Genomic DNA, 23935 nt, shown 5'->3' with positions numbered 1-23935 from the left:
TTACAACCTCATGAATTAAAGTGAAATATTAAATCCAACATTATAGGTTGGCATGATGGGCAGCGTAAGCCCTGAACCATTGTAGCCGGTCGCTTCCGGATCAATATCTTCTCCGTTGAACCCAATGTAGAACAGGTTATCGGCCTGTAAACGGATCCTGGCATCTGCAATTTTCAACCGGTGTAACCAGCTTTTCGGAAGGGAATAACTCACGGAGAGATTTCTCGCCTTGATGTAAGCAGCACTTACGATTGTCTGATCGCCATAGATATAATAACTGTTCCTGTAATTGTTGCCATTTTTATCATAGTCCCATGTAATACGCGGCTCATTGGTGATCAGTTCATCACCCGGTTTCTTCCACGCATTGGTATTGCCTGCCGGCATCACTGCGTTCGGGAACCTGCCATTGATATAAGGCACATTCATTCTCATTACATGCCCTGCGTTATATACAAACAGGAAAGAGAACTGGAAACTTCTATACCGGAAATTATTGATTAACGCACCGCTGTAAACAGGTACATAGGTACCACTGTAACGCACTGCATCCGGCGTAGTGATCAGCTTATCCGTCAGCTCATTCTTTTGGTTGTAGATCTGTGGTTCACCGATGCTGTTTAAGCCGCCATATGCGTAGCTGTAAAGACTTCTGTACGGATCGCCCTGCACATAGTATCCGTTTGCATTCGGCACCAGTTCACTGGCCGTTCTGGGCTTATAGTCTACCCTGGTAACTTTGTTTTTATTGAAAGATGAATTTATGGTAACATCCCAGTCGAAGCTACGACGGCGGACGATCAGTCCCTTGAGCATCAGTTCCACTCCCCTGTTCTGCATAGCGCCGTTGTTCACATAAGCAGTGGCAAAGCCCAGCGCGGGGTTAATGGTCACGGTACTCAGAAGGTCATTACTTTTCTTATTATATACATCTACTGATCCGGACAGCCTGCTTTTCAATACGCTGAAATCAATACCCACATTTGTGGTAGCAGTTTTTTCCCAACGCAGGTTAGGGTTCGGCGGATTATTAATAGAGCCGGTGGTGTTGCCTGTCATAGTATTGATGCCATACGATGCCACCATAAAAGGACCGGCGTTCCTTGCCACGTTGCCATTAATTCCGTAAGATGCCCTCAGCTTGAGGATATCCAGCCAGGAGATACCTTCCATAAACTGTTCCCGGCTCATAATCCAGCTGGCGCCAACAGACCATAAAGGGCGGTACTGGTAGGTAGGATTGGTTCCAAACAGGTTCGACAAATCATACCTTACGCTACCATTCACCATGTATTTGTCGTTATAGGTATAGGCTGCATTTCCATAGAAAGAAAAATAACGGTTGGTTACTTCATTCAAATACGCCAGTTCAGAAGGGCTTAAAGATGCTGGTCTTCCATTGAGGCCAATGAAGCGGTTACTGAGCTCCAGTGCATTAACCGGCATGTAGCTCAGCGTGAGCGGATCATACCCGAACATGCCACTGAAGTCGCGGTTGTTCTTCACTTCCCTGGTTTCAGAACCGGCAATCGCTATTATTTCGTGACGTTCATTAAATGTTTTGCTGAAGTTTAACTGGTTACGGAATGTATAAGCCCGCAAATAATCGCCCGTGTTGCGGAATGCGTTTCCCACCGGTAATTTATAGGTAGTATTTCCCCTTGTATCCAATGCGGAAAATGTGTTGAGTTTATCGCGCATGTAATAGGAAGTAACATCCATTAGCTGCTCCGTTTTGCCACTGTTCTTTTCATACTGGAACATGATATCATAGTTGAGCCACGAAGTAATCTTTGCGTTTAGTTTACCATAGGCCCGGGTTTTAATGGAACGGGTATAGAGCAGGTTTTTGTTCATTTCCTGTTCCGGAATTCTATCGATAGAATAGAGACCATATTTGTCATAAATAGCCTTGTCATCTGCAGTTTGGGTGTTCCTTAACGGCAATGCATTTCCCTGTGCATCATAAATGGATTCAAAGGGCATCATGCTATTAAATAAACCGGTAGCAGACATTCCATCGGCGCCCGTACGTTTATTATCACCATAATTCAGGTATATGCCCGCGGTAGCCGTGAGCCATTTGTTGATGGTGAGCGTGTTGGTAAAATTCAATCCCAGTGATTTATTTACATCCTGTTTGTTGTACCCCTGGTCATTTCTGAAAGTGGCAGAGAAACTGAAAGCGTTGCCTGCGGAGGCTTTGGATACCGACAGGTTGTATTGCTGATTAGCTGCGGGGCGCACCAGGTGATCCAGGATCTGTTGATTGAATACGTTTTGATGACGCATTTCGTTCAGCTTTGCATCTGCTTCTGCACGGGTAATTTTTCCTTCTGCCACCTGTAGCAGGTAGTCGAGCGCAGGCGTTACTATTCCTGCGCCGGCGCGGAGGCGTGCGGCTTCCGTGAGCGGTGTTGTTTTAAATGCAGGGTCATTATCAAAGTAATCGTAAGTAAGGTCTATTATTTCGTTGGCGTCAGCTCTCTTCAGGTAAGAGAGATCGTACTTTGGCGTCATGGCAAAATCACCGGAAAAGCTGATGCGTGCCGGGCCGGATTTCGCTTTTTTAGTGGTGATAACAATTACCCCATTAGCCGCCCTGGCGCCGTAGATGGAGGCTGCCGCCGCATCTTTCAGTACGGTGATGTTTTCTATATCTTCCGGGTTAATATCCGGCACATAATCCCTCAGTCTCCTGTTATCGTCGTAGGCGATGTTTTCTACCGGGAAACCATCAATCACATACAGCGGTGCGCTGGTAGCGTTAAAGGTGCTGGTTCCCCTCACATTGATATCGCCTTTATAACTTACTACGCCGGGAAGTGTACCTTCCAGTACCTGCGCGAGACTGGAAATGCGGCGTTTCTCCAGGTCAGCAGCTTTTACAGTGGCGAATGCGCCGGTGGCGCGTTCTTTCGACAGGGTTTGATAACCTGTTACCACCACTTCATTGAGCACTTTGTTTTCCATTACTACCTGCAGCGTATTACTTCTTCCCAATGCAACCTTCTTTGCTTCCATACCGGAGTAAGAAAATAACAGGACGCCGGCATCTGCGGGAATGGTGATCAGGAAGTAGCCATTGTTATCGGTTACTGTCCATTTTCTTTGTCCTTCCAGTTGGATGGTAACGCCCGGGAGGACGCTACCACGCTGGTCTTTCACTGTTCCATTCACCGTGCGGGTTCCTGTTTCCTCAAAGGAATCGGCGCTTGCAGCCGGTGATGACTGTACCAGGTTACTGGTCTGCATATCTTTTCTTTGACGGGGTACAATGGTGTAGTGATTTTTATCTACATACAAAAACAACAAATCACGGGGATACAGGATACTTTTCAGTACATCCTCCACCGGCCTGCCCTTCATGGCAGCTACATTTACCGTGGTGGTTTTGTTTTTCAGCAGCACGCCTTCATACATAAAGGTAGTTCCGTATAATGCCGTTACCTTATCCAGGGCTTCTTTAACAGAAACAACAGGCGAACGTTTACCGGCTGGTTGTTGCGCTATTGCCCGGGAACTGCCCAGTGACAACACGCATAGGTACAGGAAGCCATACAGGCTTTGTTTGATACAAATCCTCATCGATCTTGGTTTTTGATAATATGTGTTTAAAAGCCGCGCTGACCGGCGCTCTTAAAGGTCAGCGTATCATTGTTCTTTTCAATTTTCATGTTCAGTATGGCTGACAATTCAAACAATACATTGTTCACGTTATTCAGCGGTAACACGCCATCTATTGTACGGTTGGCCACAGTAGTATCTTCTATTATAATAGTAAATCCATATGTATCCTGCAGTGTATTGATAATATCTTTTACAGCGGTTTGTTGTAGCTGCATTTTGCTTTCTGTCCATGCCAGCGCTACTTCTTTTTTAGCAACAGCTTTCCGCAGCAGTCCTTTACCGGCATCATAATCCGCTTGTTCTTCCGGTTGCAGGATCAGTGAGGCGGTACCTTTTGCAGCTGATACTTTTACCTTTCCTTCTTTCAGGAATACTTCCACTTTATCCCTTCTTTCCTTCACGTTGAATATGGTACCCAGCACTTCCACCTGTACTTTTCCCGCATGCACTGTAAAGGAGGGTGTGGCCCTGCGGGAAACGTTGAACAGTGCTTCTCCCTGTAACCATACTTCCCGTTTCCCATCTTTCCAGTTATAATAACTCAGCTCCGAATGAGCATTTAAGATGACTACAGAAGAATCCGGTAATGTTACCCGGAGTTGTTGACCATAGGCACTGACCACCTTATTCATTTTCTCCGGACGAAGCAGGAACCAGGCGGTGACGATCAGCAGCGGCAGTAACACTGCTGCTGCCAGCCGGTACCAGCGGCGGTTCCGGGTAATGGGCACTACCTGTTGTTGCTGCAGTTGTTGCTGTATCCTTTCCCATACGATGGCTTTTGCGGCTGCTGCCGGCGTAATTCTTTGCAGGCTAAGGATAGCTTCCAGTGCAACCACTGCCTGCTCAAACGCTTTCCTATTCGGAGGCGCACTGTCCCGGAAGCCCGTCCAGAAAGCCGTTGCGGCCGGTGTGGCATGCTTCACCCATTCCCGGAAGAACGCATCTTCCAGGAAATCTTCTTTTGTAAATAAATGATAACCGGTCTCCAATTAAATATCCATTAGCTCCTCAAAAATCATCACAGGAAAGTAAAAAGGAACTTTGCTGCTCCAGTACAGAACACAAAGAATCCGCAAAACACCCCACTTTTTTTCAATTATTTTATAATTTTTTTATTAAACCTTATAGAAGTATTGATTTTAGTGACTTTATATGCAGATAAATTTTTCATATTTGGTAATACCCCTACGTAGGAGGAGTTTGCCCCGGCGCTGTACTATTTTTTTGTACATTTAGCCGATCAACTGGGAGATGGATTTTTCTGCAACTACCGACGCCACAATCTGGGAAGCACTTCAACAGGGCAGTCAACAGGCCTTTGCTACAATTTATGACCGTTACTTTGAGCGGTTATATGAGTATGGTATGCGGTTACACCCTGATGATGACCTGGTAAAAGATGCGATACAGGAACTTTTTATAAAATTATGGACTAATAAGGATACATTGAGCACCAATGTAAATCCGCGTCCCTACCTGCTTGTAGCGCTCCGAAGTACTATTTATAACCGGTTACGTCCACATAAGAACAGAATTGTGATCTCCCTGGACCAGGAGCAACACGACTTCCTCGCCCACTTTTCTCCTGAATCGGCCTATATAAAGAAAGAGCAATTACAGGCGCAACACCAGCAGCTGCTGAATGCACTTAACCAGTTAAATGCAAGGCAAAAGGAGATATTGTATCTCCGCTTTTTTGAAGAACTGGATTACGAGAGTATTGCCACCATCATGAATATTTCTGTAAAAGGCGCCTATAAGCTCTCTGCGCGTGCGCTTCAGAATATGAGAGACATCCTCCAGGTATCTTCCGCAGTGCTTATTACGCTGCTTACCAATTTGCGTTTGGAGATGATGAAATAGTAAATTATCTCCGCTTCAGTAGGATTTACGCTTCACCGTATTATTTTTACAGGCTAAAATTGAATTGGTATGAGAAGCATATGGCTAACAGTTTTTTGCTGCCTGCTTGCAGGCGCACTGGCTGCACAGGTTCCATTGAAGGTAATGACTTTCAATATCCGGTATAATAACCCGGACGACAGCGCCAATGCGTGGCCGCACCGGAAAGATAAAGCGGCCTCCGAAATCCTGTTCCTGGGCGCCCATACACTGGGTGTACAGGAAGCGCTGTATGACCAGATGCAGGACCTTCAGCAAAGGTTACCACAATATAAAACGATTGGTGTGGGCAGGGATGATGGAAAAACAAAAGGAGAATTCTCCGCTATATTTTACGATACCACCCGTTTGCAGTTGTTAAACAGCGAAACTTTCTGGCTGTCGGAAACGCCTTCCGTGGCGGGTCATATCGGATGGGACGGCGCCTGCGCCCGTATTGTGACCTGGGGAAAATTCAGGGATAAAAAAACAAACAAGTTTTTTTATCACTTCAATACTCACTTTGATCATATGGGGAAAATTGCGCGCAGGGAAAGTGCGAAGTTATTGCTGCAACGGGTACATGATATTGCGGGAAAAGATGCCGCCATTATTACCGGCGACTTCAACGCTGTTCCGTCAGATGAACCTATTCAGATTGTTATGAATCCAAATGATCCGCTGCATTTAACCGATAGTAAAGCCATCAGCAAAACGGCGCACTTTGGCCCTGCCGGTACTTTCAACGGATGGAATATCGCAGAAATGGATAACCAGCCCATTGATTATATCTTTCTGAAAGGGAAGATGGATGTTTTAAAACATGCCAGCATTTCTGAAACGTGGGAAGGAAGATATGCTTCCGATCATTTTGCGGTGTATTCGGAGATCAATATCAGGTAATAAAAATAAACAACGGATCTGTGGGGAGATACTAACAGTGTATCTCCTACAGATCCGTTACGTTAAAAGCCGTTGCTACTTAGTCGTGGGTATGTTCCACTGACATGCTGTTTTCCAGTGCATTCACCACCTTGTTATGGAGGTTGCCGTTAATGTCTATGCTGATCTTTAACTTGCCATCAGCAAAGGAGCCGGTGAAGTCGCCGATCTGCAGTTTGGTGAGGATGAGGTCCATAGAAATTTTGAGGGAACCTTTCCAATCAATTTTGGTGTCGGTTACCACTACATCTTTTCCGTGTGCCTGCAGTTCAATCTTGCCGGAGAGCAGGATTTCAACGGGAATTTTCTTGCTTTCCCAGGTAATAAAACCTTTCAGTCTTACTGCCGGATCTTTCTTATCCCCTTCCACTCTCGCATACACTTTTACCTGCTGGTAAGTTCCTTTGGGAATTTTAATGGCGCCAATTACAGCAGGTACTTGCTTAAGGTCAATTTGCCTGTCTGTTTTTAATTTGAATTCCACTTCATCTTTACCACGTCTGGCATCGAAGCGGATTTCTCTTAAACGGGCGGTTGCTGTGTCCCAGGTGATGTCGAAACCACCAGACGCTGCTTTTGCCATGGATGCATCACCTGTGATAGCAGATAAGCGTCCTGAGGCATCAGGAGATAACGTGGCAGTTGGATTGATGGCTGAGATTTCGTAGTTCACGCTGGCAGCGTCCGCGTCGTCGATTGGTTGATTAGTATCTGGTCCTGCCATGTCCGTATTGGAGCAGGAGGATAGTAAGATACTGGCAATGCCTATGGCACCGCAGAAATGTAGGATTCCGGTTTTCATTATCGATATGGTTTTAAATGACTAATTGGGGAAATTCGTGGGGTAAATTTAACAAAGAATTTGGAGAAAAAAATAGGTTCACTGTTAATTTAAAAAGAATGATCCGGCTGAGCTTCGCTTCAACCGGATCAATATATGAGGTTACTTCTTCAGCAACGCCTTCTCAATTCGTGTAGGCGTGTCCGTACCATTCACAATAGTACCGGCGCTGATGGCAATTGCCTTAATAATATCTGTGATATTTTTAATATCCAGTGTCGATAATTCATCTCTCACTGTATGATAGAAATGATCTTTATCTATTTGCGTGGTGGAAATGGTATGCGCCGGAACCCCTTGCCTGGCAAGGGTAGCATTGTCTGACCGGTAAAACAGGTTTTGCTCCGGATACGGGTCCGGATGGAAAGTAAAGCTGGATCCTTTCAGGTTGCGCTGGAGGATAGGGCCAAAGCTGGATCTTTCATACCCCGTAATGAAGGCGCTGTTCTTACCGAATTTGGATTCCTTACCAATCATCTCGATATTAAACATTGCTACCACTTTATCGGGATCCTGGTGTTCTGAAAAATAACGGGACCCATGTCCGCCGGATTCTTCCGCTGTAAAGGCCACAAAAATTACGGAGCGTTGAGGTGGATGTTTTTTAAAATACTTCGACAGCATGATCACTGCTGTGGTGCCGGAGGCATCATCATCTGCACCATTGGCGATACTGTCGCCTGCTTCTGAAGGCAATATACCCAGGTGATCATAGTGACCGGAGAAGATCACGAACTCATCCGGTTTGGTACTTCCTTTAATCATACCGGCTACGTTGGCAAAGTGCTGGCTGGTAACTTCACGGCGGAGATGAATGCTCCACGAGGCGGTATCTGCTACCGGCTCTTTTCCGAATACCAGTATGATTTGTTTTTCAGCAGGCGGTACTGCTTCCAGTTCACTTTTTGTATCATAGCTCCGTTCTGAAAACGAGGCGGCAATATTGCTGATGTAACCGGCCATATCAGCGCCTACCCATATACGAGGGTATTCTTTTGCACGGCGGCAGGGTCACGCAATATTTTCATGAGTTCAGCAGGTTCATTTGCATAAGCAACATTGTAGCTGCTGTCTTTTTCCCAATCGAAGCTGCGACCGGTGCCTACGGCAACAACGGGCCAGTCTTTCAGTTCTCCACTAACGGTGAGGGATACACTGGAAGTTTTTAAACTGAACTTGCCGAATTCCTGCAGAAAGCTTTTTTCGCCGGGCAGCGGCTGAATGCCTGCTTTCTCAAACTCGCTGCTGATAAACTGTGCAGCCTTTTCAATACCGGGTGTGCCGGGGTAACGTCCTTGCATGTCGTCCGCAGCCAGGGTAGCGATAACACGTGCCACTTCTTTCTCTTTAATATCCTGGGCGTAGCCGGTAGCAGCAAGACTGCCGGCAGCCAATAATAATAACAGTGATTTCTTCATATAAGCGGTTAATCCTTTTTCTTGTTGTCTATTTTGATGGTTGACGGTTGTTCTTTTTCCTGTGTGAAATAGGCATTGCTATATGTCTGCAGGATAGCAGCATAATCTGCTCCGAACTGCAAGTCTAGCATTTTCCCATCAGGCGAAACTAACACTTTGGTAGGATAACCTTTTATTTTGTAAGATTTTTCGATCTTATCATCGGCATGGGCGGCCGGGAAAACGTATTTATTGGCGGTTATAAAGTTCCGTGATGTTTCCATCGGCTCCTGGCAGGAAATGGCCAGGACAGCGTTTCCCGGGTACTTCCCGGCGTTTATATCCTGGGCCAGTGTATTAAGGTGAGGCAGATCTTTCCGGCAGGGTGAGCACCATGTACCCCAGAAGTCCAGCAGCAACCATTTTCCCCGGTAATCTGCCAGGCGGATGTTCTCATTGTTCATTCCTTTCAGTGTGAAATCCGGTGCATCCTCCCATTCTTTCAATAATACATCGCGGAAGTAAGCATTGAAAGATTTGCCGGGGAAGTGTGCATTAAAGAAGGCCCGTGTACTATCCAGCATATCCGGCTGGGCGGCAAGTTGCCGCGACAGCACTTTCATTGCTTCTTCGGGCTTGCCGAGTGCGTCCAGTTCTTTGGCAAAACGGGCGCTGTAATTTTCTTCCGAGTGAAGAAAAGCGCGATCATAAAAACTCTCATACGCTTTGTCCGCATTGCTTTTCGGGGCAGTGCCAGCGGCCAGTGCCAGGTAGTTCAGCGCCGCTTTTTTATCCGTTGTCTTTGTCTGTTCGTATTTAAGGTAATAAGCGTGTGAAAGGATGTTTTTATTTGCTATTTTCTTGCTTTGCAATTCCGGGTGTGCTGTCCAGAAGGCGGTGTCGGCCTGGTTATTTTTAAGATCGCTCAATGCCTTATCCAGCAAAGCATCCGCGGCAGCCGGCATATTGGATTTGCGAAGGATGTCCTGTACCAGCAATTCATAACGGGCCGCCTTACCCAGTGTCATTTCTGCCGGGCTTATTTGCCCGAAATCTGCTGCAATACTTTTTAATATAGCCGTATCCGTTGTATGCATTGCTTTATTCCATAACGACATCGGCCTTACAGATACCTGGAAAATACTGTCGTTCTCCGCCAATATCCTGGTCAGCAGCAACTGGGCGCCGGCAGGGGCTTTCCTGCTTTCTTCAAATATTTCTGCAATGCGTGCTTCACTGACGCCTCTGCCGCGAAACTCCTTACGTGCTTCTATAGTATCAAAGTCATGCTGTGGTAGATATTGTGCGAAGGATTGATCCAGCCAGGAGTCGAGTGACCTTCTGTCGGCCGACAGGAGTTTCAGCAATACCATTGCACTATCTGGGTTTTCATAATAAGTATGCTGTAATTTATTAAACAGATGGGAGGATGATCCGGCCAGTGCTGCTGAAGGAACCTCTTTCAGTGCATTCTGGTATTGCTCATACATGTATTCCGAACCGCTGCCATAGATACTCAGCTTTGCCAGTTTAAAGGCCAGGCGGTTACCATACAGAGGAGCACTCATTGCCAGGAACCGGGCAATTTTTGCTGAATCAGGTTCTCCGTTTACTTCCAGCCAGTTACTCATTCTGCTCATACGCATCAGCGTATTGAACCAGGCCGTGTCGGCCGGTAATACTTTAGCGGTGGCGGGTGATACGGTGACTTCCCGCGCTGTTAAAGCGGTACCATTTGACTGTACTTGCCGGCTCAGCGACTTAAAGGTTTGTACATTTCCCTTATTACGGATCAGGCTATACGAAATTTCACCGGCTACCCGTACACTATCTGTCTTATTTTCTTCCGGCGTGCCGGTTACTTCCACCAGTTCTTTATCGCCGCTTGTAACCCGGAAGTTCCAGGGACTTTCCTTCCATTCGTTATTTGCAGTAAGTGCCTTGGGCGCAGCCGGGAAAAAGCACTTCAGTTCAAAGTTCAGGTAATTCCAGTTGTTCGTTATGGCAGCCAGTGCATCGTCAGTCAGGGCGAGGGAGGCGCCGGCCTCGCTGGCAATGGCTGCAATATTCACGGGAGCGCTGATACTATCATTGGAATATATTTTAAACACCACCGGCCGGTGCATCAGCAGCATGAGACTCATCATTTGCCAATCCTGCAGATAGGTATCAGGATCTGCTGAATTAAATCGGGCATCTGGCCTCCGTGCGGCCGCACTTTCCAGCTCGTAAACAAGGTTGGCGCTACCATCCGGGTTTACGCCGGTGATGGTGATCCTCATTGTTTTGTTTATCTCCATCTGGTAGCCACCCTGAAGACTATCCTTTAATATTAACTGGTAGCGCCAGGAATCATTCTTTTTAAACTTTAACTGGGCTATGGTGGCAAGGGGGCTGCAAGCAACGGTCAGGTAAACAAGGAGCAACAGGAACTTACGCATATGACGGGGTGATTTTAATCTATTAAAGTAAACATATAAAAACGAACAAACAATAGCTGCCTGCTACCTTTGAATATTTGTGTATTTTTGGCATATACAATTATGTCCAATCAGCCTTTAAGACCAGAAGATAATAAGCTCAGTGCCGCTGAGAAAGAGTTCGAGAACAGTATACGTCCGCGGGAGATCGTTGAATTTTCCGGCCAGGACCAAATTATCGAGAACCTGAAGATATTCATTAAAGCGGCAAAAATGCGTGGGGAAGCGCTTGACCACGTGTTGTTCCATGGCCCTCCGGGGCTTGGCAAAACCACGCTGTCGCGTATTGTAGCGAATGAACTGGGTGTAAATATCCGCGAAACTTCCGGGCCGGTGATTGAAAAGCCCGGCGACCTCGCCGGTCTGCTCACCAACCTGGAAGATAAAGACGTGTTGTTTATTGATGAAATTCACCGGTTAAGCACCGTGGTGGAGGAATACCTGTATTCCGCCATGGAAGATTACCGTATTGATATTATGATTGATACGGGTCCGAGTGCGCGCGCCATACAGATTAACCTGCAACCGTTTACGCTGATAGGCGCTACTACCCGGTCGGGGTTGCTTACTGCCCCGCTGCTGTCGCGGTTTGGGATCAAGTCGAGGCTGGAATACTACAATGCCGCCACCCTGCATAAGATCATCTGGCGGGCAGCCGGTTTGCTGAATACGAAGATCACTTCTGACGCCGCCACCGAAATAGCGCGCCGGTCGCGCGGAACGCCACGTATTGCCAACGGGTTGCTGCGCCGCGTACGCGACTTTGCCCAGGTAATAGGCAACGGGGTTATTGATATGGAAATAGCGCTTTTGAGCCTGAAAGCGTTAAATGTAGATGAATATGGGTTGGATGAGATGGACAACCGTATTCTCAATACGATCATTGAAAACTTCAAGGGAGGGCCGGTTGGCATCACTACTATTGCCACCGCCGTAGGAGAAGAAGCAGGCACCCTGGAGGAAGTATACGAACCGTTCCTGATCCAGGAAGGTTTTATTAAACGTACCCCGCGGGGCAGGGAAGTAACGGAGAAAGCTTATATCCACCTGGGGAAAACTCCCTTCAGGGGCGGGTCCAATATGTTGTTTTAATGCCGCGGATTTTGTCTTTCTCGCTGATTACGCTGATTTTACTGATTACCTGGATTTTTACTTTTGGATTTTTAGATTAATAACTAAGGGAGATAAAAGCGAATCTATCCGCTTCTATCTCCCTTAATCCTTTATAAAATCCAAAAGTAAAAATCCAGGTAATCAGTAAAATCAGCGTAATCAGCGAGAAAGACAAAATCCGCTATTCTTTCACTACCAGCCTGAAGCCGTTACCATGAATGTTCACGATTTCGATATTGCTATCGTCTTTCAGGTATTTGCGCAGTTTGGCGATGTATACGTCCATGCTGCGGCCGTTGAAGTAGGTATCGCTGCCCCATATTTTCTTCAGTGCCAGTTCGCGTGGCAAGAGATCGTTTTTATGTTCGCACAACATGTGGAGCAATTCGTTTTCTTTAGGGGATAACGTATGTGTTTCACCGTTATGGGCCAGGGTGCGCAGGCGGGAATTGAAGGAGTAGGAGCCGATCACGAATTCGTGAATTTCTTCTTCCTTATTGTTCAGTTCCTGGTTGCGTTTCAGGATGGCTTTTATTTTCAGCAGCAGCAGTTCGCTGTCGAATGGCTTGGAGATATAATCATCCGCGCCCAGTTTGTAGCCCTGGATGATATCTTCCTTCATGGTTTTGGCGGACAGGAAGAAGAGGGGAATATCGGGGTCTACGTCCCTGATTTCTTCCGCCAGTTTAAATCCGTCCATATTGGGCATCATAATGTCCAGCAGACAGATGTCAAATTTTTCGCGGCGGAAGGCTGCCAGGGCCAGGATACCATCGCGGCATAATTCCACATCATAGTCATTCAGCTCCAGGTAATTTTTCAGCACCATACCCAGATTGGTATCATCCTCAGCCAATAATATTTTCGGTTTACGTTCTTCCATAATCATAAAGGGTTGATTACAACAAATATAAAGTTTTTCTGCGGCACGAAAGGTCGGTAAAATTTGGGCGCCGGCTCTCAAATGATTTGTTAAACTTACGGTGGCTGGTTGGGCTAAAGTCTTATTATTTCTTGTTTAACAGCGAAGTGAAGGGATAACGGAGATTGGTATAATTGATCATATCTACCACGATATTCCCTACAGATATGGGGCTTTCGATGCGTAGCGGTACTTTGTTGGCGTCGTCGCTTACCCACACGGTCATTTTTTCGCCGCCTTCGAAGATGGTGCCTTTAATGAGGAGGGGCTTGAATTTAATGGCCCGGAACTTCCCGAACTTGGTATTTACTTCTTCTTTCCCCATGTACCTGATGTAGATGTTATATACCTGGTCGTCGAGGAACATGGCGAAGGGGATTTTATCGCCTGCGTTGTATTTGTTGAAGTCGATGTTACGGGCATAATAGATAGCGCTGATCACGTCCTGTACGCAGGGGGGTACGGTAAAGGTGCCATTTGTGCTGATAGCCTGGTGGCCGGCCTGGTTAAACACTACGTTATTAAAGATCTTGTACCCGCCTTCGTTTACATTCCTGACAAATTTGAGGGGTTGCAGGGTGGCGGTATCTATGTAGCTTTCGTATTTGTCGCGTACTTTAAAGATCCAGTCGTATGCACGGTAGGTTTTGCCATCGCCTACCACATGATAAACATCGCGGTTGGCGAAGCGTTCCAGTGCCACGTTAAAAGTGGCTTCCCCGGCGCCTACGTACATTTTACCAAGATTATAGAATACTTTCAGGGTAATACTTTCACCAGCATTGAAGCTGCTGTTACGGATGGAGCAGAAATCGGATTGTGCTTCAACGGGTTGAATACAGGAAAGTCCTAAAATTATGAGTAGCAAATACTTCATTGATGGAAGCTATTTTTCCTTAAAAATTTTTACTCCTAACAACAGCACACTTCCCAAAACGGCCGGTATTACCAGGTTAATCAGCCAGATACCTGCAGTGGCAGCTACGATGGCCACGGTATTGGAGCTAAGCAACCCAAGAAAAAAGATACTCACTTTCCCCCTGACTCCTAATTCTGCGATAGCGATGGTAGGAACTCCTGCCATTACCAGGTAGATGACGCTGTTCAGTAAGAAGGCCTGCCACCATAGGAATTCCATGCCAAGTGCGTCCAACAAAATCAAATACTGTGCCGAGAAGACCACGTACCGCAGGGCTGAAAGCAGCAACAGGTAACGTAAATCGCCGGATGAGTACTTAACAATGATCTGCACAAACACCTTCGCTTTACGAAGGAAAGGTATCTTTTCAAATACAGACAGAATGATTTGTAACCGAAAATATAACAATATCGTCAGGCCACAAATTACTGTGCCGGTAATCAGGACTAATTTCTGCCATAAAGAAGGTGTAAGGAAGCCGCTTTCTTTTGCCAGCGCATAGTTGTTGATATAATAGAGCAAACCAATTAACCCAAAAATAATAGTGACGATCAGCTGGCTGAAACTTCCTACTATCGTTGCCGCAATGGCTTTCAGCTTATTATGGTTTTTCAGGTAAAGTATGCGTCCACCGTATTCGCCTACACGATTGGGGGTGTTTATAGACAGGGATACGCCGGAAAGGATTGCACTGAACGACCGGAGGAACGACACTTCTTCGAGGGGTTTCACCAGCTTCTGCCACTTACGGGCTTCCAGTCCCCAGTTGAACAGCATCAGTACCGTAACGAGGAAAATGCCCACCCAGCCTTTCTCCTGCAAGGCTCCCCACATGTGCCGCACGGATTGTTGCAGGTTATCACGGTGGATGAGTTGCGAGTAGATAGAGTATGCCAGCCAAGTAAAAAGCCCTGCCCCTAATAAGTAATTGAGAATTATTTTGGTACTTTTGTTCAGACAGTCAAATTTTGGCAAAAATAAACTCCTGTTGGCAAACAAGTCAAAAATAATTCTCGGCATTGACCCTGGCACCCTTGTAATGGGCTATGGGCTTATACTTATCGAAGGAAAAAAGGCCAGCCTCCTGGAGATGAACGTATTGAAACTCTCTAAATTCAAAGATCACTACGAAAGACTACAGCTGATTCATTGCAGGGTACAGGAACTTATTCAAGAGCACCAACCAACCAGTTTTGCCATTGAAGCGCCCTTTTTTGGCAAGAATGTGCAAAGTATGCTGAAACTGGGCCGTGCCCAGGGCGTGGCTATTGCAGCGGCTATCCAGGCCGGTCTGGAGGTCACCGAATATTCCCCCAAAAAAGTAAAACAATCTGTTACAGGCAATGGTAATGCTGATAAAGAACAGGTTTGGCTGATGCTGCAACGCATCCTCAGTATCTCTGAACGCCCTGATTACCTTGATGCTACAGACGCTCTCGCAGTGGCAGTATGCCACTTTTACCAGGAAGGTAATCCGCTCGCAGGACCAGGCAAAGCAAAAGGCTGGGAGAAATTCCTGCAGCAGCACCCGGAAAGGATTTCCAGATAAAAGTTACCGGGTTAAAAGGTTATTTCATAAATCCGTAAATTGTAGTTACTTTGGTTTAAATTCAATAACCCAATTAAAGCTAACGGCCATGCGTCCGGACAACAGCTTAACTATGAAAAGTGACCATCATTTGTTATATGGAAATTGTATAACAAGCTTTTTTATATTAATCAGCATCAGGCAGATATGAAAGCAAGAATCCTATTGGTGGAAGATGATCAAAATATTGGTGCGGTTACGAAGAAACGATTGGAAGAAGCGGGCTATGATGTAGTGCACAGTATAGACGGCCAGGCGGCCTGGGAACAGTTCCAGTTACGCTCATTCGATATTTGCCTGCTGGACGTGGTAATGCCCAAAAAAGACGGCCTACAACTTGCGCAGCAGATCCGCGAACTCAATGACCATGTTCCTATATTATTCCTCACTTCTAAAAATGAAAAAGAAGACAGAATAGCCGGACTCCAAACCGGTGCGGATGATTATATCAGCAAACCTTTCAGTATGCAGGAACTGATCCTGCGCATAGAAGTTTTCCTGAAACGGACCATGAGCCGCGGGAAAGACAAATTGAACCTCTATACAATAGGCCAGCTTACCTTTGATTATGAAGATCTCCGCCTCTATACTTCCAATGGAGATATATCCATATCCGTTACACAAAAAGAAGCGGACCTGCTGAAATACTTCTGTAATAATCCCAATAAAACACTCAAAAGAGAAGATATACTTTCCAATGTATGGGGGAAAGACGACTATTTCCTCGGACGCAGTATGGATGTATTTATCACCAAACTGCGGAAACACTTCAAATCAGATCCTCAAATCAAACTGGAAACCGTGCACGGTGTGGGATTCCGGTTTAATATCCCTTCCAAATAACCGTTACATTGCGGCAATAATCTGCGCCTGTATTGCCTTAAATTCTTCTACAGACAGCTTCAGCTTACTGCGGGAAAAATTCATATCATCTGCCGAATTAATCGGGATCAGGTGCATATGCGCATGCGGCACTTCCAGTCCTACCACGCTAATGCCTATACGATTACAGGGAATCACTTTTTCTATGGCCTGTGCAATCGGCTTGGCAAACAATAACCACTCCCGCAACAGGTTATCTGCGACGTCAAAGAACTTATCCGTTTCTGTTTTGGGTATCACCAGGGTATGCCCTTTTACCAGCGGGAAAACATCCAGGAAAGCATAAAAATGTTCGTTCTCTGCTATCTTATAGCTCGGAATCTCGCCTTTGATAATTTTCGTGAAGATGGTCATAGTATGTAGTTCTTAGTAACATGATAAAAAAAACAGGGGCTGCAAATGAATGCAACCCCTGCAAATATCATGAAAAAGTGGGCTTATGCAGTTATATTATCGATCTTAAATTTAATCTGTCCGTTTGGCGCCTGTACTTCAGCTACCTCACCTACCTGCTTACCCAACAAGCCCTTGCCTATGGGGGAGGTTACCGAAATTTTGCCAGCCTTCAGATCTGCTTCGGTTTCAGAAACGATCTGGTAAGTAACAGTCTTCTTATTAGCTACATTTGTAATAGTTACCTTACAAAGGATAGACACTTTTGATGTATCAATAGCATCTGCACTCACTATCCGGGAAGCTGCAATCGCATTTTCCAGTGTGGCAATCCTCGCTTCATGCAAACCCTGTGCTTCTTTAGCGGCATCATATTCGGCATTTTCCTTTAAGTCACCCTTTTCCCTTGCTTCTGAAATAGCACGTGCAATCTCTGCCCTTCCTTTGGTTTTAAGCTGGGTCAGTTCGCTCATCATTTGATCAAGGGTTTCTTTCGTAACGTAATTTATGCCAGACATAACCTGTTGTGTTTTTTTGGTTATAAGAAAAAAAAATCAACGCCTCCATTTGCACAGAAGCGTTGTTTACTGGTATTATTGCAAATATAATGAAATTTGTATAAAGAAAAAAGCCCCTTATTTCGGTTATAAATAAATTGATAATCAATCATTTATATCCGAAAAACACACCTGTTTGACCAGGTTTAAAGTATATTTAATTTCTCTAATACAATACGGGCCATTTTAATGCTTGCCTGATGAGAGTAACCGGCAATATGCGGGGTTACTACTACATTATCAGCCTTCAGCAACCAGGCCAGTTGTTCTTTTTCTTCTTCGTTATAAGCAGATAGTTTTTCATTTTCCAGCACATCCAGGCAGGCCCCTGCCAGCACGCCATTATTGAGTGCGGCAATCAGGTCGCGGTTACTCACCAGCTTGCCCCTGGCCACATTCATGAACCACACCGGCCGGGCAAAAGAAGCAAAAAACGCCGCATTGCCCAGGTATTTCGTTTCGGTGGTCAGTGGCAGGTGTAAGCTTACCACGTCTGCCTCCCGGAATATTTCTTCCATGGTCGACTCCTTTACCGCAGCCGTACCAAAGCCTGTTTTATATTTATCGTACGCCAGTATGTTAACGTCGAACCCCTGCAACTTATGCGCAAAGGTGCTGCCTGTATTACCATAGCCAATGATGGCCACCGTTTTGCCGTTCAGCTCATAACCCCGGTTGCCGTCGCGCTCCCAGATACCCTGCCGTAACTCCAGGCTGCTTTTCAGCACATTGTTCAACAGGCACAACAACATGCCCACCGCCTGCTCTCCTACCGCATCCCGGTTACCTTCGGGGCTGCTCACACAACGGATGCCCTTACTTTCTGCATAAGGTACGTCGATCAGCTCCATTCCCGAACCCAGGCGGCCGATCCACTGCAGGCGTTTAGCCTGGTCGATCAACTGCTTGTCCACATGAATACGCGTGGTAACGATCAGCCCTGTGCATTCACCGATCTCACGATATACTTCATCATACGTAACAGCCGGCAGGTAGGTGACTTCGTACCCTTTGCTTTCCAGCTGTTCAATCAAATACGGATGTGTTTTTGCCGTAACTAATACTTTCCTGGTCATATCATCTTATGGGATAATGCTGCAAAATCAGCCACACTCAGCTCCTCGGCTCTTTTTGTAAAGATGGGGTCCTGTGCCAGCAGTTCCTTGTCAAACATCGTTTTCAGCGGATTGCGCAATTGCTTGCGCCGTTGTCCGAAAGCTGTTTTCACCAATACAAGAAATTTACGCTCAGAGGCAATATCTACCGGTTGTTCCATCCGGGTGAGGCGGATGACGGCAGATTTTACTTTTGGCGGCGGATTGAAGCAGTTTTCATGTACTTCAAACAAATATTCAATCTTATAATAAGCCTGTAACAGCACGCTCAGGATACCATATTCCTTATTTCCATGCGGAGCGGCAATACGTTGTGCCACTTCTTTCTGGAACATGCCCACTACCACATCCACCTGCTGACGCCAATCGAGCAGCTTAAACATGATCTGGGTAGAAATATTATAGGGAAAGTTGCCGATGAGGCGGAACGGGCCTTCAAAAGGCAGGGCGGCATCCAGGATGCTTTCGTTGATCAGCTTCCCCCTGATAGCGGGGTACGTTTTTTCCAGGAACTCCACCTTTTCCCTGTCCAGCTCAATAGCTTTGAAATGAATGCCTGGTAGCTGCAACAGGTATTTTGTGATGGCGCCCCCGCCGGGACCCACTTCCAGCACTTGCTGGCCTTCGATTACAGGTAGCGACTCCACAATTTTCCTCGAGATGTTCTCATCTGTGAGGAAATGCTGGCCGAGTGATTTTTTTAGTGTATACATTGTGAAGCGCAAAGATAAAGCATTTATTAGCTTTTAGCTTTTGAAAATGCCCCCGGCTAAAAGCGAAAAGCTAACCGCTAAATACTTTATATTTGCCATTCATTGAGGCAATTCAGCATGAGTACTATTCAGATCAACAAACCGGTAATCGGCATCACCATCGGTGATATCAACAGCATTGGCGCCGAAATTATCATCAAAACGTTTATGGACGCGCGTATGATGGAATTTTGTACGCCGGTGATTTTTGCATCCAACAAAACCATCAACTTTTACCGGAAGCTGATGAATGAAAATAATTTTAACTACCAGAGCATCAAGGACTTTACCCGCCTTAACCATAAGCAGGTAAACGTGTATAACTGCTGGGAAGAAGAAGTGCAAATCACCCCCGGAGTACTGAATGAAACAGGTGGCAAATACGCCGCACGGGCACTGGAAGCTGCCATCAACTGTTTGAAAGACGGGTATATCACCGGCCTGGTGACAGCCCCCATCCATAAAAACAATATTCAAAGCGAAACTTTTAACTATACCGGCCACACGCCTTACCTGAGGGATTCCTTCAATGCAAAGGATGTGCTCATGTTCATGACCGCCGACAATATGCGTGTGGGCCTGCTCACAGAACATGTACCCCTGGCGGACGTAGCAAAATATGTTACCAAAGAAAATATCCTGGGCAAGCTGCACCTGATGAGAGACAGCCTGGTAAAAGACTTTGGTGTGGACCAGCCGCGTATTGCCGTATTGGGACTTAACCCGCACGCCGGCGACGAAGGACTGATTGGCCGCGAAGAAATTGAACACATTGCCCCTGCCATCAGGCACGCGAAAGGCAATGGTATCCTGTGTTTCGGACCGTATAGTGCAGACGCCTTCTTTGCAAGGGAAATGTTTAAGCAATTTGATGGTGTGCTGGCTATGTATCACGACCAGGGCCTGATACCGTTTAAGTCGCTGGCCAGCGGCAACGGTATTAACTATACTGCCGGACTGGGCATTGTGCGTACTTCACCGGATCACGGCACGGCATTCGATATTGCCGGCAAAAACCTGGCGGACCCGGATTCTTTCAGACAAGCGATTTTTGCCTGCCTGGAAATACTGGAACAACGGGAACGCTATGCCGAGAACACCCGGAACCCACTCAAGAAAACAGAACTGGCATCGGAATAGCTCAGGGCCTTCCGGCTTTCAGGTAAGATTGTATGGAAGTAACGTAGTTTTCAAAGGCTTTCCTGCCGGTGGAGGTTATCTTGCAGATGGTTTGCGGATAATTATCCTTAAACTGTTTTACTACGGAAATATATTCCGCATCGCGTAATTTATTAATCTGTACACTCAGATTACCTGCTGTGGCATTTGTTTTTTCTTTCAGCAGCGTAAACTCTGCTTCTTTTTCACTGATCAACACGGACATAATAGCCAGCCTCAACTGTGAATGTAATACCGGGTCCAGATCTTTAAAATCCATGAGCTTAATTTTCTTATACAGCTATTTTAATATTTAGCTATTTTGTTTCAATGGTTTTATCACGGAAACAAAATAACTAAATATCTGAATAAATACTACCTGATTATTGCTGGCTTTGTTCCAGCAGCTTGCGGGTATATGGTTCTCCCCAATGCGGTGCTATACTGCTTTCCGGCTTGAAGGCCGCGAACTTTTCCAACGCCAGCTCCAAGGTTGTTTTAGCTTTTGATTTACTGCCACCCCATTGTTCAGGTGTAAATAATAATGATTGTCCCTGTAACATGTAGATTCTCGGGTTCTCCGGATTAAAGCTCTTCGCCTGTTCCAGCAGGGAAGCTGCTTCAGGGCCATACTTCATGCCACGGCTCATAGGATCCACTGTTAACCGGGCGGTGGCCACCAGTGAACGGATACAGGCAATTTCAGAGTTCTTTGGACTCAGCGCTTCGGCCTTGTCGAGGTTGGCCTCTGCCTTGTCGGCCAGCGGATCTATCTGGCTTTTATCTTTCAACGTAAGTGCCTGCATTACCTCCATATAGGCAGCATAATAGTAAGGCAACCACTGGCTTTTTTCTGCATCCGCAATACGCTCAAAAGTATTGGCCTTTTGTTGCAATCCATCAGGCGTGAAAATGCTGCTGCTGTCCAGGTCAGACGTTTGCTTCGTCATGGCCTCTGTGTATTGGGCGCTTTGCGCCATGAGGGCAGTAGTTATGCTACCGGTAAATAAAAAAGCAAGAAATAATCGTTTCATATTTATTATGATTAGAGGTTATTAATAACATCCTGTCTTCTGTCGATACCAAAATTCATAAACATGCCGAGGTAAATAAATCTCGGTACGTTGGGTACTACTTCATCCCTGCGCAATCCATCGGTAGAATAATGGTATCCGAACACCTGTTTATTGCCCAATACGTTGCTCACCGACAACACAAAAATGGTGAATGCCTTCCGGATACTGGTGAGGTAACTGGCACTCACGCCTACGGAGTTGTAGGTCATTGTTCTGTCGGACATGAACTTGTCAGTGGGCTGATTGGGATTGTAATAAGGACGGCCTGTGGCAAACGAATACGTTAACCCCAGGTTGGTGCTGAGCTTTGGCAGAAAATGCTTGTATACAATGCTGGCAGTATGATTGGCCGCAAAGTCGGGCTGTACCCGGAACGGATAGTTCAGGTAGTCGCGTTTGGTATCAAGGTAAGAGTACGACACCCAGTAATCCACGTTCTTAAACGTTTTCCGGTCGCGCCAGAAAAGCTCCACTCCCTGCGCATACCCGCTGCCATTGTTGTTATACGCCGGCGTTGTTTTCACCAGGTCGGTATACTTCTTATAAAACACCTCAGTACGGAACGTATAATCCGTTGCCACCCGCTGATAGCTGAGGATATAATGGGTGGCCTTCATATAGCCCAGGTTGCGGTTGAAGCGGATATACTGCGGCTCCGGCGTCTGGTAATAATCGCCATAGGCTACGGAAAACTGGCTGTAGTTATTCATTTTATATGCCAGCGATACACGGGGTGCAAAATTCATTTCCCCCAATACAGAACTGTATTCCGCACGACCTCCTACACGCCCTACGAAACTTGGGGTAAAGTAAATATCTCCCTCTGCAAAAGCAGCGGTGTAGTTGTCTGAGAAATTAGCTTTATTTTCATTAAAGGCCGATCTTTCTTCCGCATACTGATACTCTCCTCCCAGCCGCAATACAGAGAAGCGCCCGAGGTTTTTGTAAAACATCACCCGCGTCTGGCTCAGGTCCGATCGCACTTTAATCAGTGAGGGCGCCGGATTCTTTAACAGGGTATCTGCATTGATATTGTCCGTGTTGCTGCTGAAAGAAGCGCCGATATATAAGTGCCAGTCGTGACCAATATTTTCCCGGTAGGTAAGATTCGTATATACGTTATTGTTATGCAGCTTAAACGACTCTGTATAACCCGGGTACTCCAGGCTGTTGGAGTTAAATCCCATTTTGGTCCAGTTGCCATACCCGTAAAATTTGAGCATGCCTGTACGGGAGGTTTTATGCCGGAAGTTTACGGAGGTGCCGATGATTTCCGGTCCCAGGTTCGGTGCGTTTTTAGGCTTAACGATATTAAAGTAGGGCGACAGATTGGTATAATCTGCTTCTATACCGTAGGAAGTTTTTTTATCTTTTGAGAGATTGTCCAGCCCCGCGCTCACACCTATTACCGATACCCCGACAGAAGAAGACGAGCGCTCCGGCAGATCGATGGATTCAAGGATCAGTGCAGAGGACAGTCCCTGGCCATATTGCGCGGAGTAGCCGCCACTGCTGAAAGTGGTTCCTTTAAACAGGAAGGGAGAAAAGCGGCCGCGTCCCGGGATATCGGGGAGGCTGCTGTAAAAAGGATTCCTTACGAGCATGCCATCGATGAGGGTTTGTGCTTCATAGCCGGTACCACCGCGTACAAACAGGCCCTCGCGGTCGTTGGTTTGCTGGGCGCCCGGCAATGTTTTAATGGCATTGGCAATATCGGCGCCGGCGCCAGCTGTGGTTACGATATCCAGCGGCTTCAGCACTGTACCTTTCTTATCATCGCTGGCTTCAAAGCTGCCGGCAGAAATGGTTACAACTCTTAGTGCATTCACCGCACTTTTCAGCACAATGTTCAGTTGTTCTCCTGCGGCGGTATTTATTTTCAGTTCCAGTGCCTGGTAATTGGTGAGCGTGGCCGATAACAGCTGGTCGCCTGTGGCGGTGGTGGTAAAGGAAAAAGAACCATCTGCTGCGGTGGTGGCGCCATCGTAGGAGCCTTTCACTGCTATGTTCACACCGGGTAAAGGATGCTTCTTTGTATCAGTTACTTTGCCGCTGATTTTATGCTGCGCCAAAGAGAACAGGGGTGTAAAGATGAAGAGACACAGATAGCGGTTGATATTCGACATATTCAGGGATTAATTACATAACAAATGTAAACTAGTTTATTTTATAAACCAAATAATCCAAAGGAAACGGATAAACGCTGGTTTCTCCGGTATTGACCTTTGATTAATTTATTACAGTACATGCACAAAAAAACACCCTTTACCTGACGGTAAAAGGTGC

The 23935-nt window shown here is 46.3% G+C and carries 22 protein-coding genes; 6 read left to right on the top strand and 16 right to left on the bottom strand.

All coding sequences use genetic code 11. The features are described 5' to 3' along the window. Positions 1-15 precede the first annotated feature (15 nt). A complete protein-coding gene (locus QFZ48_RS13625; RefSeq protein ID WP_429062632.1) occupies positions 16-3588 on the bottom strand; it encodes a SusC/RagA family TonB-linked outer membrane protein in 3573 nt (1190 codons plus the stop codon). A 26-nt stretch (positions 3589-3614) separates the two neighbouring features. Then, complete coding sequence (locus QFZ48_RS13620; protein WP_429062630.1) at positions 3615-4622, bottom strand: FecR family protein; 1008 nt, start codon at positions 4620-4622, stop codon at positions 3615-3617. Between the two features lie 262 nt (positions 4623-4884). Here QFZ48_RS13620 and QFZ48_RS13615 point away from each other — a divergent pair, with 262 nt between their 5' ends. Together QFZ48_RS13615 and QFZ48_RS13610 are read left to right on the top strand one after the other, a co-directional pair. Beyond that, a complete protein-coding gene (locus tag QFZ48_RS13615) occupies positions 4885-5496 on the top strand; it encodes an RNA polymerase sigma factor (protein WP_429062629.1) in 612 nt (203 codons plus the stop codon). 69 nt (positions 5497-5565) lie between these two features. Beyond that, the gene (locus QFZ48_RS13610; protein ID WP_429042152.1) at positions 5566-6417 is read left to right on the top strand and encodes an endonuclease/exonuclease/phosphatase family protein; all 852 of its coding nucleotides are present in this window, start codon (positions 5566-5568) and stop codon (positions 6415-6417) included. 79 nt (positions 6418-6496) lie between these two features. Here the strand turns inward: QFZ48_RS13610 and QFZ48_RS13605 are convergent, their stop codons facing one another. The 4 genes from QFZ48_RS13605 to QFZ48_RS13590 form a co-directional block, all read right to left on the bottom strand. After that, on the bottom strand, positions 6497-7258 hold the full coding sequence (locus QFZ48_RS13605) for a hypothetical protein (protein ID WP_429042154.1): 762 nt from the start codon (positions 7256-7258) through the stop codon (positions 6497-6499). Between the two features lie 141 nt (positions 7259-7399). Next, entirely contained in the window at positions 7400-8260 is an 861-nt protein-coding gene (locus tag QFZ48_RS13600) for a M20/M25/M40 family metallo-hydrolase (RefSeq protein WP_429062628.1), read from the bottom strand. 8 nt (positions 8261-8268) lie between these two features. Beyond that, a complete protein-coding gene (locus QFZ48_RS13595; RefSeq protein WP_429062626.1) occupies positions 8269-8715 on the bottom strand; it encodes a hypothetical protein in 447 nt (148 codons plus the stop codon). An 8-nt stretch (positions 8716-8723) separates the two neighbouring features. Continuing rightward, positions 8724-11135, bottom strand: coding sequence for a TlpA family protein disulfide reductase (locus QFZ48_RS13590; protein ID WP_429062625.1), 2412 nt, complete (start codon positions 11133-11135; stop codon positions 8724-8726). 87 nt (positions 11136-11222) lie between these two features. On the opposite strand from QFZ48_RS13590, the gene ruvB reads away from it, so the two are divergent. Next, positions 11223-12266, top strand: coding sequence for a Holliday junction branch migration DNA helicase RuvB (gene ruvB, locus QFZ48_RS13585; RefSeq protein ID WP_429062623.1), 1044 nt, complete (start codon positions 11223-11225; stop codon positions 12264-12266). Between the two features lie 202 nt (positions 12267-12468). Here the strand turns inward: ruvB and QFZ48_RS13580 are convergent, their stop codons facing one another. The 3 genes from QFZ48_RS13580 to QFZ48_RS13570 form a co-directional block, all read right to left on the bottom strand. Then, positions 12469-13170, bottom strand: coding sequence for a response regulator transcription factor (locus QFZ48_RS13580; RefSeq protein WP_429062622.1), 702 nt, complete (start codon positions 13168-13170; stop codon positions 12469-12471). A 124-nt stretch (positions 13171-13294) separates the two neighbouring features. Continuing rightward, a complete protein-coding gene (locus QFZ48_RS13575; protein WP_370908403.1) occupies positions 13295-14086 on the bottom strand; it encodes a DUF3108 domain-containing protein in 792 nt (263 codons plus the stop codon). Positions 14087-14095: 9 nt separating this feature from the next. Next, on the bottom strand, positions 14096-14962 hold the full coding sequence (locus QFZ48_RS13570; protein WP_429062621.1) for a lysylphosphatidylglycerol synthase domain-containing protein: 867 nt from the start codon (positions 14960-14962) through the stop codon (positions 14096-14098). 154 nt (positions 14963-15116) lie between these two features. Between QFZ48_RS13570 and ruvC the strand changes: the two genes are divergently transcribed. After that, the gene (ruvC, locus tag QFZ48_RS13565) at positions 15117-15677 is read left to right on the top strand and encodes a crossover junction endodeoxyribonuclease RuvC (protein ID WP_370908405.1); all 561 of its coding nucleotides are present in this window, start codon (positions 15117-15119) and stop codon (positions 15675-15677) included. Positions 15678-15863: 186 nt separating this feature from the next. Then, positions 15864-16559 carry a response regulator transcription factor gene (locus QFZ48_RS13560; protein WP_111579992.1) on the top strand — a complete coding sequence of 232 codons (696 nt, stop codon included), beginning with the start codon at positions 15864-15866 and terminating at the stop codon, positions 16557-16559. Positions 16560-16562: 3 nt separating this feature from the next. Here the strand turns inward: QFZ48_RS13560 and QFZ48_RS13555 are convergent, their stop codons facing one another. The 4 genes from QFZ48_RS13555 to rsmA form a co-directional block, all read right to left on the bottom strand. Next, complete coding sequence (locus QFZ48_RS13555; protein WP_429062619.1) at positions 16563-16952, bottom strand: HIT family protein; 390 nt, start codon at positions 16950-16952, stop codon at positions 16563-16565. Between the two features lie 83 nt (positions 16953-17035). After that, a complete protein-coding gene (greA, locus tag QFZ48_RS13550) occupies positions 17036-17509 on the bottom strand; it encodes a transcription elongation factor GreA (protein WP_370908407.1) in 474 nt (157 codons plus the stop codon). 185 nt (positions 17510-17694) lie between these two features. After that, the gene (locus tag QFZ48_RS13545; RefSeq protein ID WP_429062618.1) at positions 17695-18624 is read right to left on the bottom strand and encodes an NAD(P)-dependent oxidoreductase; all 930 of its coding nucleotides are present in this window, start codon (positions 18622-18624) and stop codon (positions 17695-17697) included. Beyond that, entirely contained in the window at positions 18621-19376 is a 756-nt protein-coding gene (gene rsmA / locus QFZ48_RS13540) for a 16S rRNA (adenine(1518)-N(6)/adenine(1519)-N(6))-dimethyltransferase RsmA (protein WP_429062617.1), read from the bottom strand. The genes QFZ48_RS13545 and rsmA overlap by 4 nt, the downstream gene beginning before the upstream one ends. Positions 19377-19493: 117 nt before the next feature. On the opposite strand from rsmA, the gene pdxA reads away from it, so the two are divergent. Continuing rightward, positions 19494-20555, top strand: coding sequence for a 4-hydroxythreonine-4-phosphate dehydrogenase PdxA (pdxA, locus tag QFZ48_RS13535; RefSeq protein ID WP_370908410.1), 1062 nt, complete (start codon positions 19494-19496; stop codon positions 20553-20555). A 1-nt stretch (position 20556) separates the two neighbouring features. On the opposite strand, the gene QFZ48_RS13530 is transcribed toward pdxA, so the two are convergent. The 3 genes from QFZ48_RS13530 to QFZ48_RS13520 form a co-directional block, all read right to left on the bottom strand. Continuing rightward, the gene (locus QFZ48_RS13530; RefSeq protein ID WP_370908411.1) at positions 20557-20853 is read right to left on the bottom strand and encodes a winged helix-turn-helix domain-containing protein; all 297 of its coding nucleotides are present in this window, start codon (positions 20851-20853) and stop codon (positions 20557-20559) included. A 103-nt stretch (positions 20854-20956) separates the two neighbouring features. Beyond that, positions 20957-21607, bottom strand: coding sequence for a hypothetical protein (locus tag QFZ48_RS13525; protein WP_429042177.1), 651 nt, complete (start codon positions 21605-21607; stop codon positions 20957-20959). 11 nt (positions 21608-21618) lie between these two features. Then, positions 21619-23775 carry a TonB-dependent receptor gene (locus QFZ48_RS13520; protein WP_429062616.1) on the bottom strand — a complete coding sequence of 719 codons (2157 nt, stop codon included), beginning with the start codon at positions 23773-23775 and terminating at the stop codon, positions 21619-21621. Positions 23776-23935 lie beyond the last annotated feature (160 nt).

Source organism: Chitinophaga sp. W2I13 (genome assembly GCF_050434005.1).
GTDB lineage: Bacteria > Bacteroidota > Bacteroidia > Chitinophagales > Chitinophagaceae > Chitinophaga.
Note: the sequence above shows the minus strand (reverse complement) of the source record. Positions and strands in the feature narration are given on the sequence as shown.

Excerpts from the sequence above, each read along its gene's own strand:
- QFZ48_RS13625 (WP_429062632.1), bottom strand. The coding sequence starts at position 3,588 with ATGAGGATTTGTATCAAACAAAGCCTGTATGGCTTCCTGTACCTATGC.
- QFZ48_RS13615 (WP_429062629.1), top strand. The coding sequence starts at position 4,885 with ATGGATTTTTCTGCAACTACCGACGCCACAATCTGGGAAGCACTTCAA.
- QFZ48_RS13610 (WP_429042152.1), top strand. The coding sequence starts at position 5,566 with ATGAGAAGCATATGGCTAACAGTTTTTTGCTGCCTGCTTGCAGGCGCA.
- QFZ48_RS13605 (WP_429042154.1), bottom strand. The coding sequence starts at position 7,258 with ATGAAAACCGGAATCCTACATTTCTGCGGTGCCATAGGCATTGCCAGT.
- QFZ48_RS13600 (WP_429062628.1), bottom strand. The coding sequence starts at position 8,260 with ATGGCCGGTTACATCAGCAATATTGCCGCCTCGTTTTCAGAACGGAGC.
- QFZ48_RS13595 (WP_429062626.1), bottom strand. The coding sequence starts at position 8,715 with ATGAAGAAATCACTGTTATTATTATTGGCTGCCGGCAGTCTTGCTGCT.
- QFZ48_RS13590 (WP_429062625.1), bottom strand. The coding sequence starts at position 11,135 with ATGCGTAAGTTCCTGTTGCTCCTTGTTTACCTGACCGTTGCTTGCAGC.
- QFZ48_RS13580 (WP_429062622.1), bottom strand. The coding sequence starts at position 13,170 with ATGGAAGAACGTAAACCGAAAATATTATTGGCTGAGGATGATACCAAT.
- QFZ48_RS13575 (WP_370908403.1), bottom strand. The coding sequence starts at position 14,086 with ATGAAGTATTTGCTACTCATAATTTTAGGACTTTCCTGTATTCAACCC.
- QFZ48_RS13570 (WP_429062621.1), bottom strand. The coding sequence starts at position 14,962 with ATGTGGGGAGCCTTGCAGGAGAAAGGCTGGGTGGGCATTTTCCTCGTT.
- QFZ48_RS13560 (WP_111579992.1), top strand. The coding sequence starts at position 15,864 with ATGAAAGCAAGAATCCTATTGGTGGAAGATGATCAAAATATTGGTGCG.
- QFZ48_RS13555 (WP_429062619.1), bottom strand. The coding sequence starts at position 16,952 with ATGACCATCTTCACGAAAATTATCAAAGGCGAGATTCCGAGCTATAAG.
- greA (WP_370908407.1), bottom strand. The coding sequence starts at position 17,509 with ATGTCTGGCATAAATTACGTTACGAAAGAAACCCTTGATCAAATGATG.
- QFZ48_RS13545 (WP_429062618.1), bottom strand. The coding sequence starts at position 18,624 with ATGACCAGGAAAGTATTAGTTACGGCAAAAACACATCCGTATTTGATT.
- rsmA (WP_429062617.1), bottom strand. The coding sequence starts at position 19,376 with ATGTATACACTAAAAAAATCACTCGGCCAGCATTTCCTCACAGATGAG.
- pdxA (WP_370908410.1), top strand. The coding sequence starts at position 19,494 with ATGAGTACTATTCAGATCAACAAACCGGTAATCGGCATCACCATCGGT.
- QFZ48_RS13530 (WP_370908411.1), bottom strand. The coding sequence starts at position 20,853 with ATGGATTTTAAAGATCTGGACCCGGTATTACATTCACAGTTGAGGCTG.
- QFZ48_RS13525 (WP_429042177.1), bottom strand. The coding sequence starts at position 21,607 with ATGAAACGATTATTTCTTGCTTTTTTATTTACCGGTAGCATAACTACT.
- QFZ48_RS13520 (WP_429062616.1), bottom strand. The coding sequence starts at position 23,775 with ATGTCGAATATCAACCGCTATCTGTGTCTCTTCATCTTTACACCCCTG.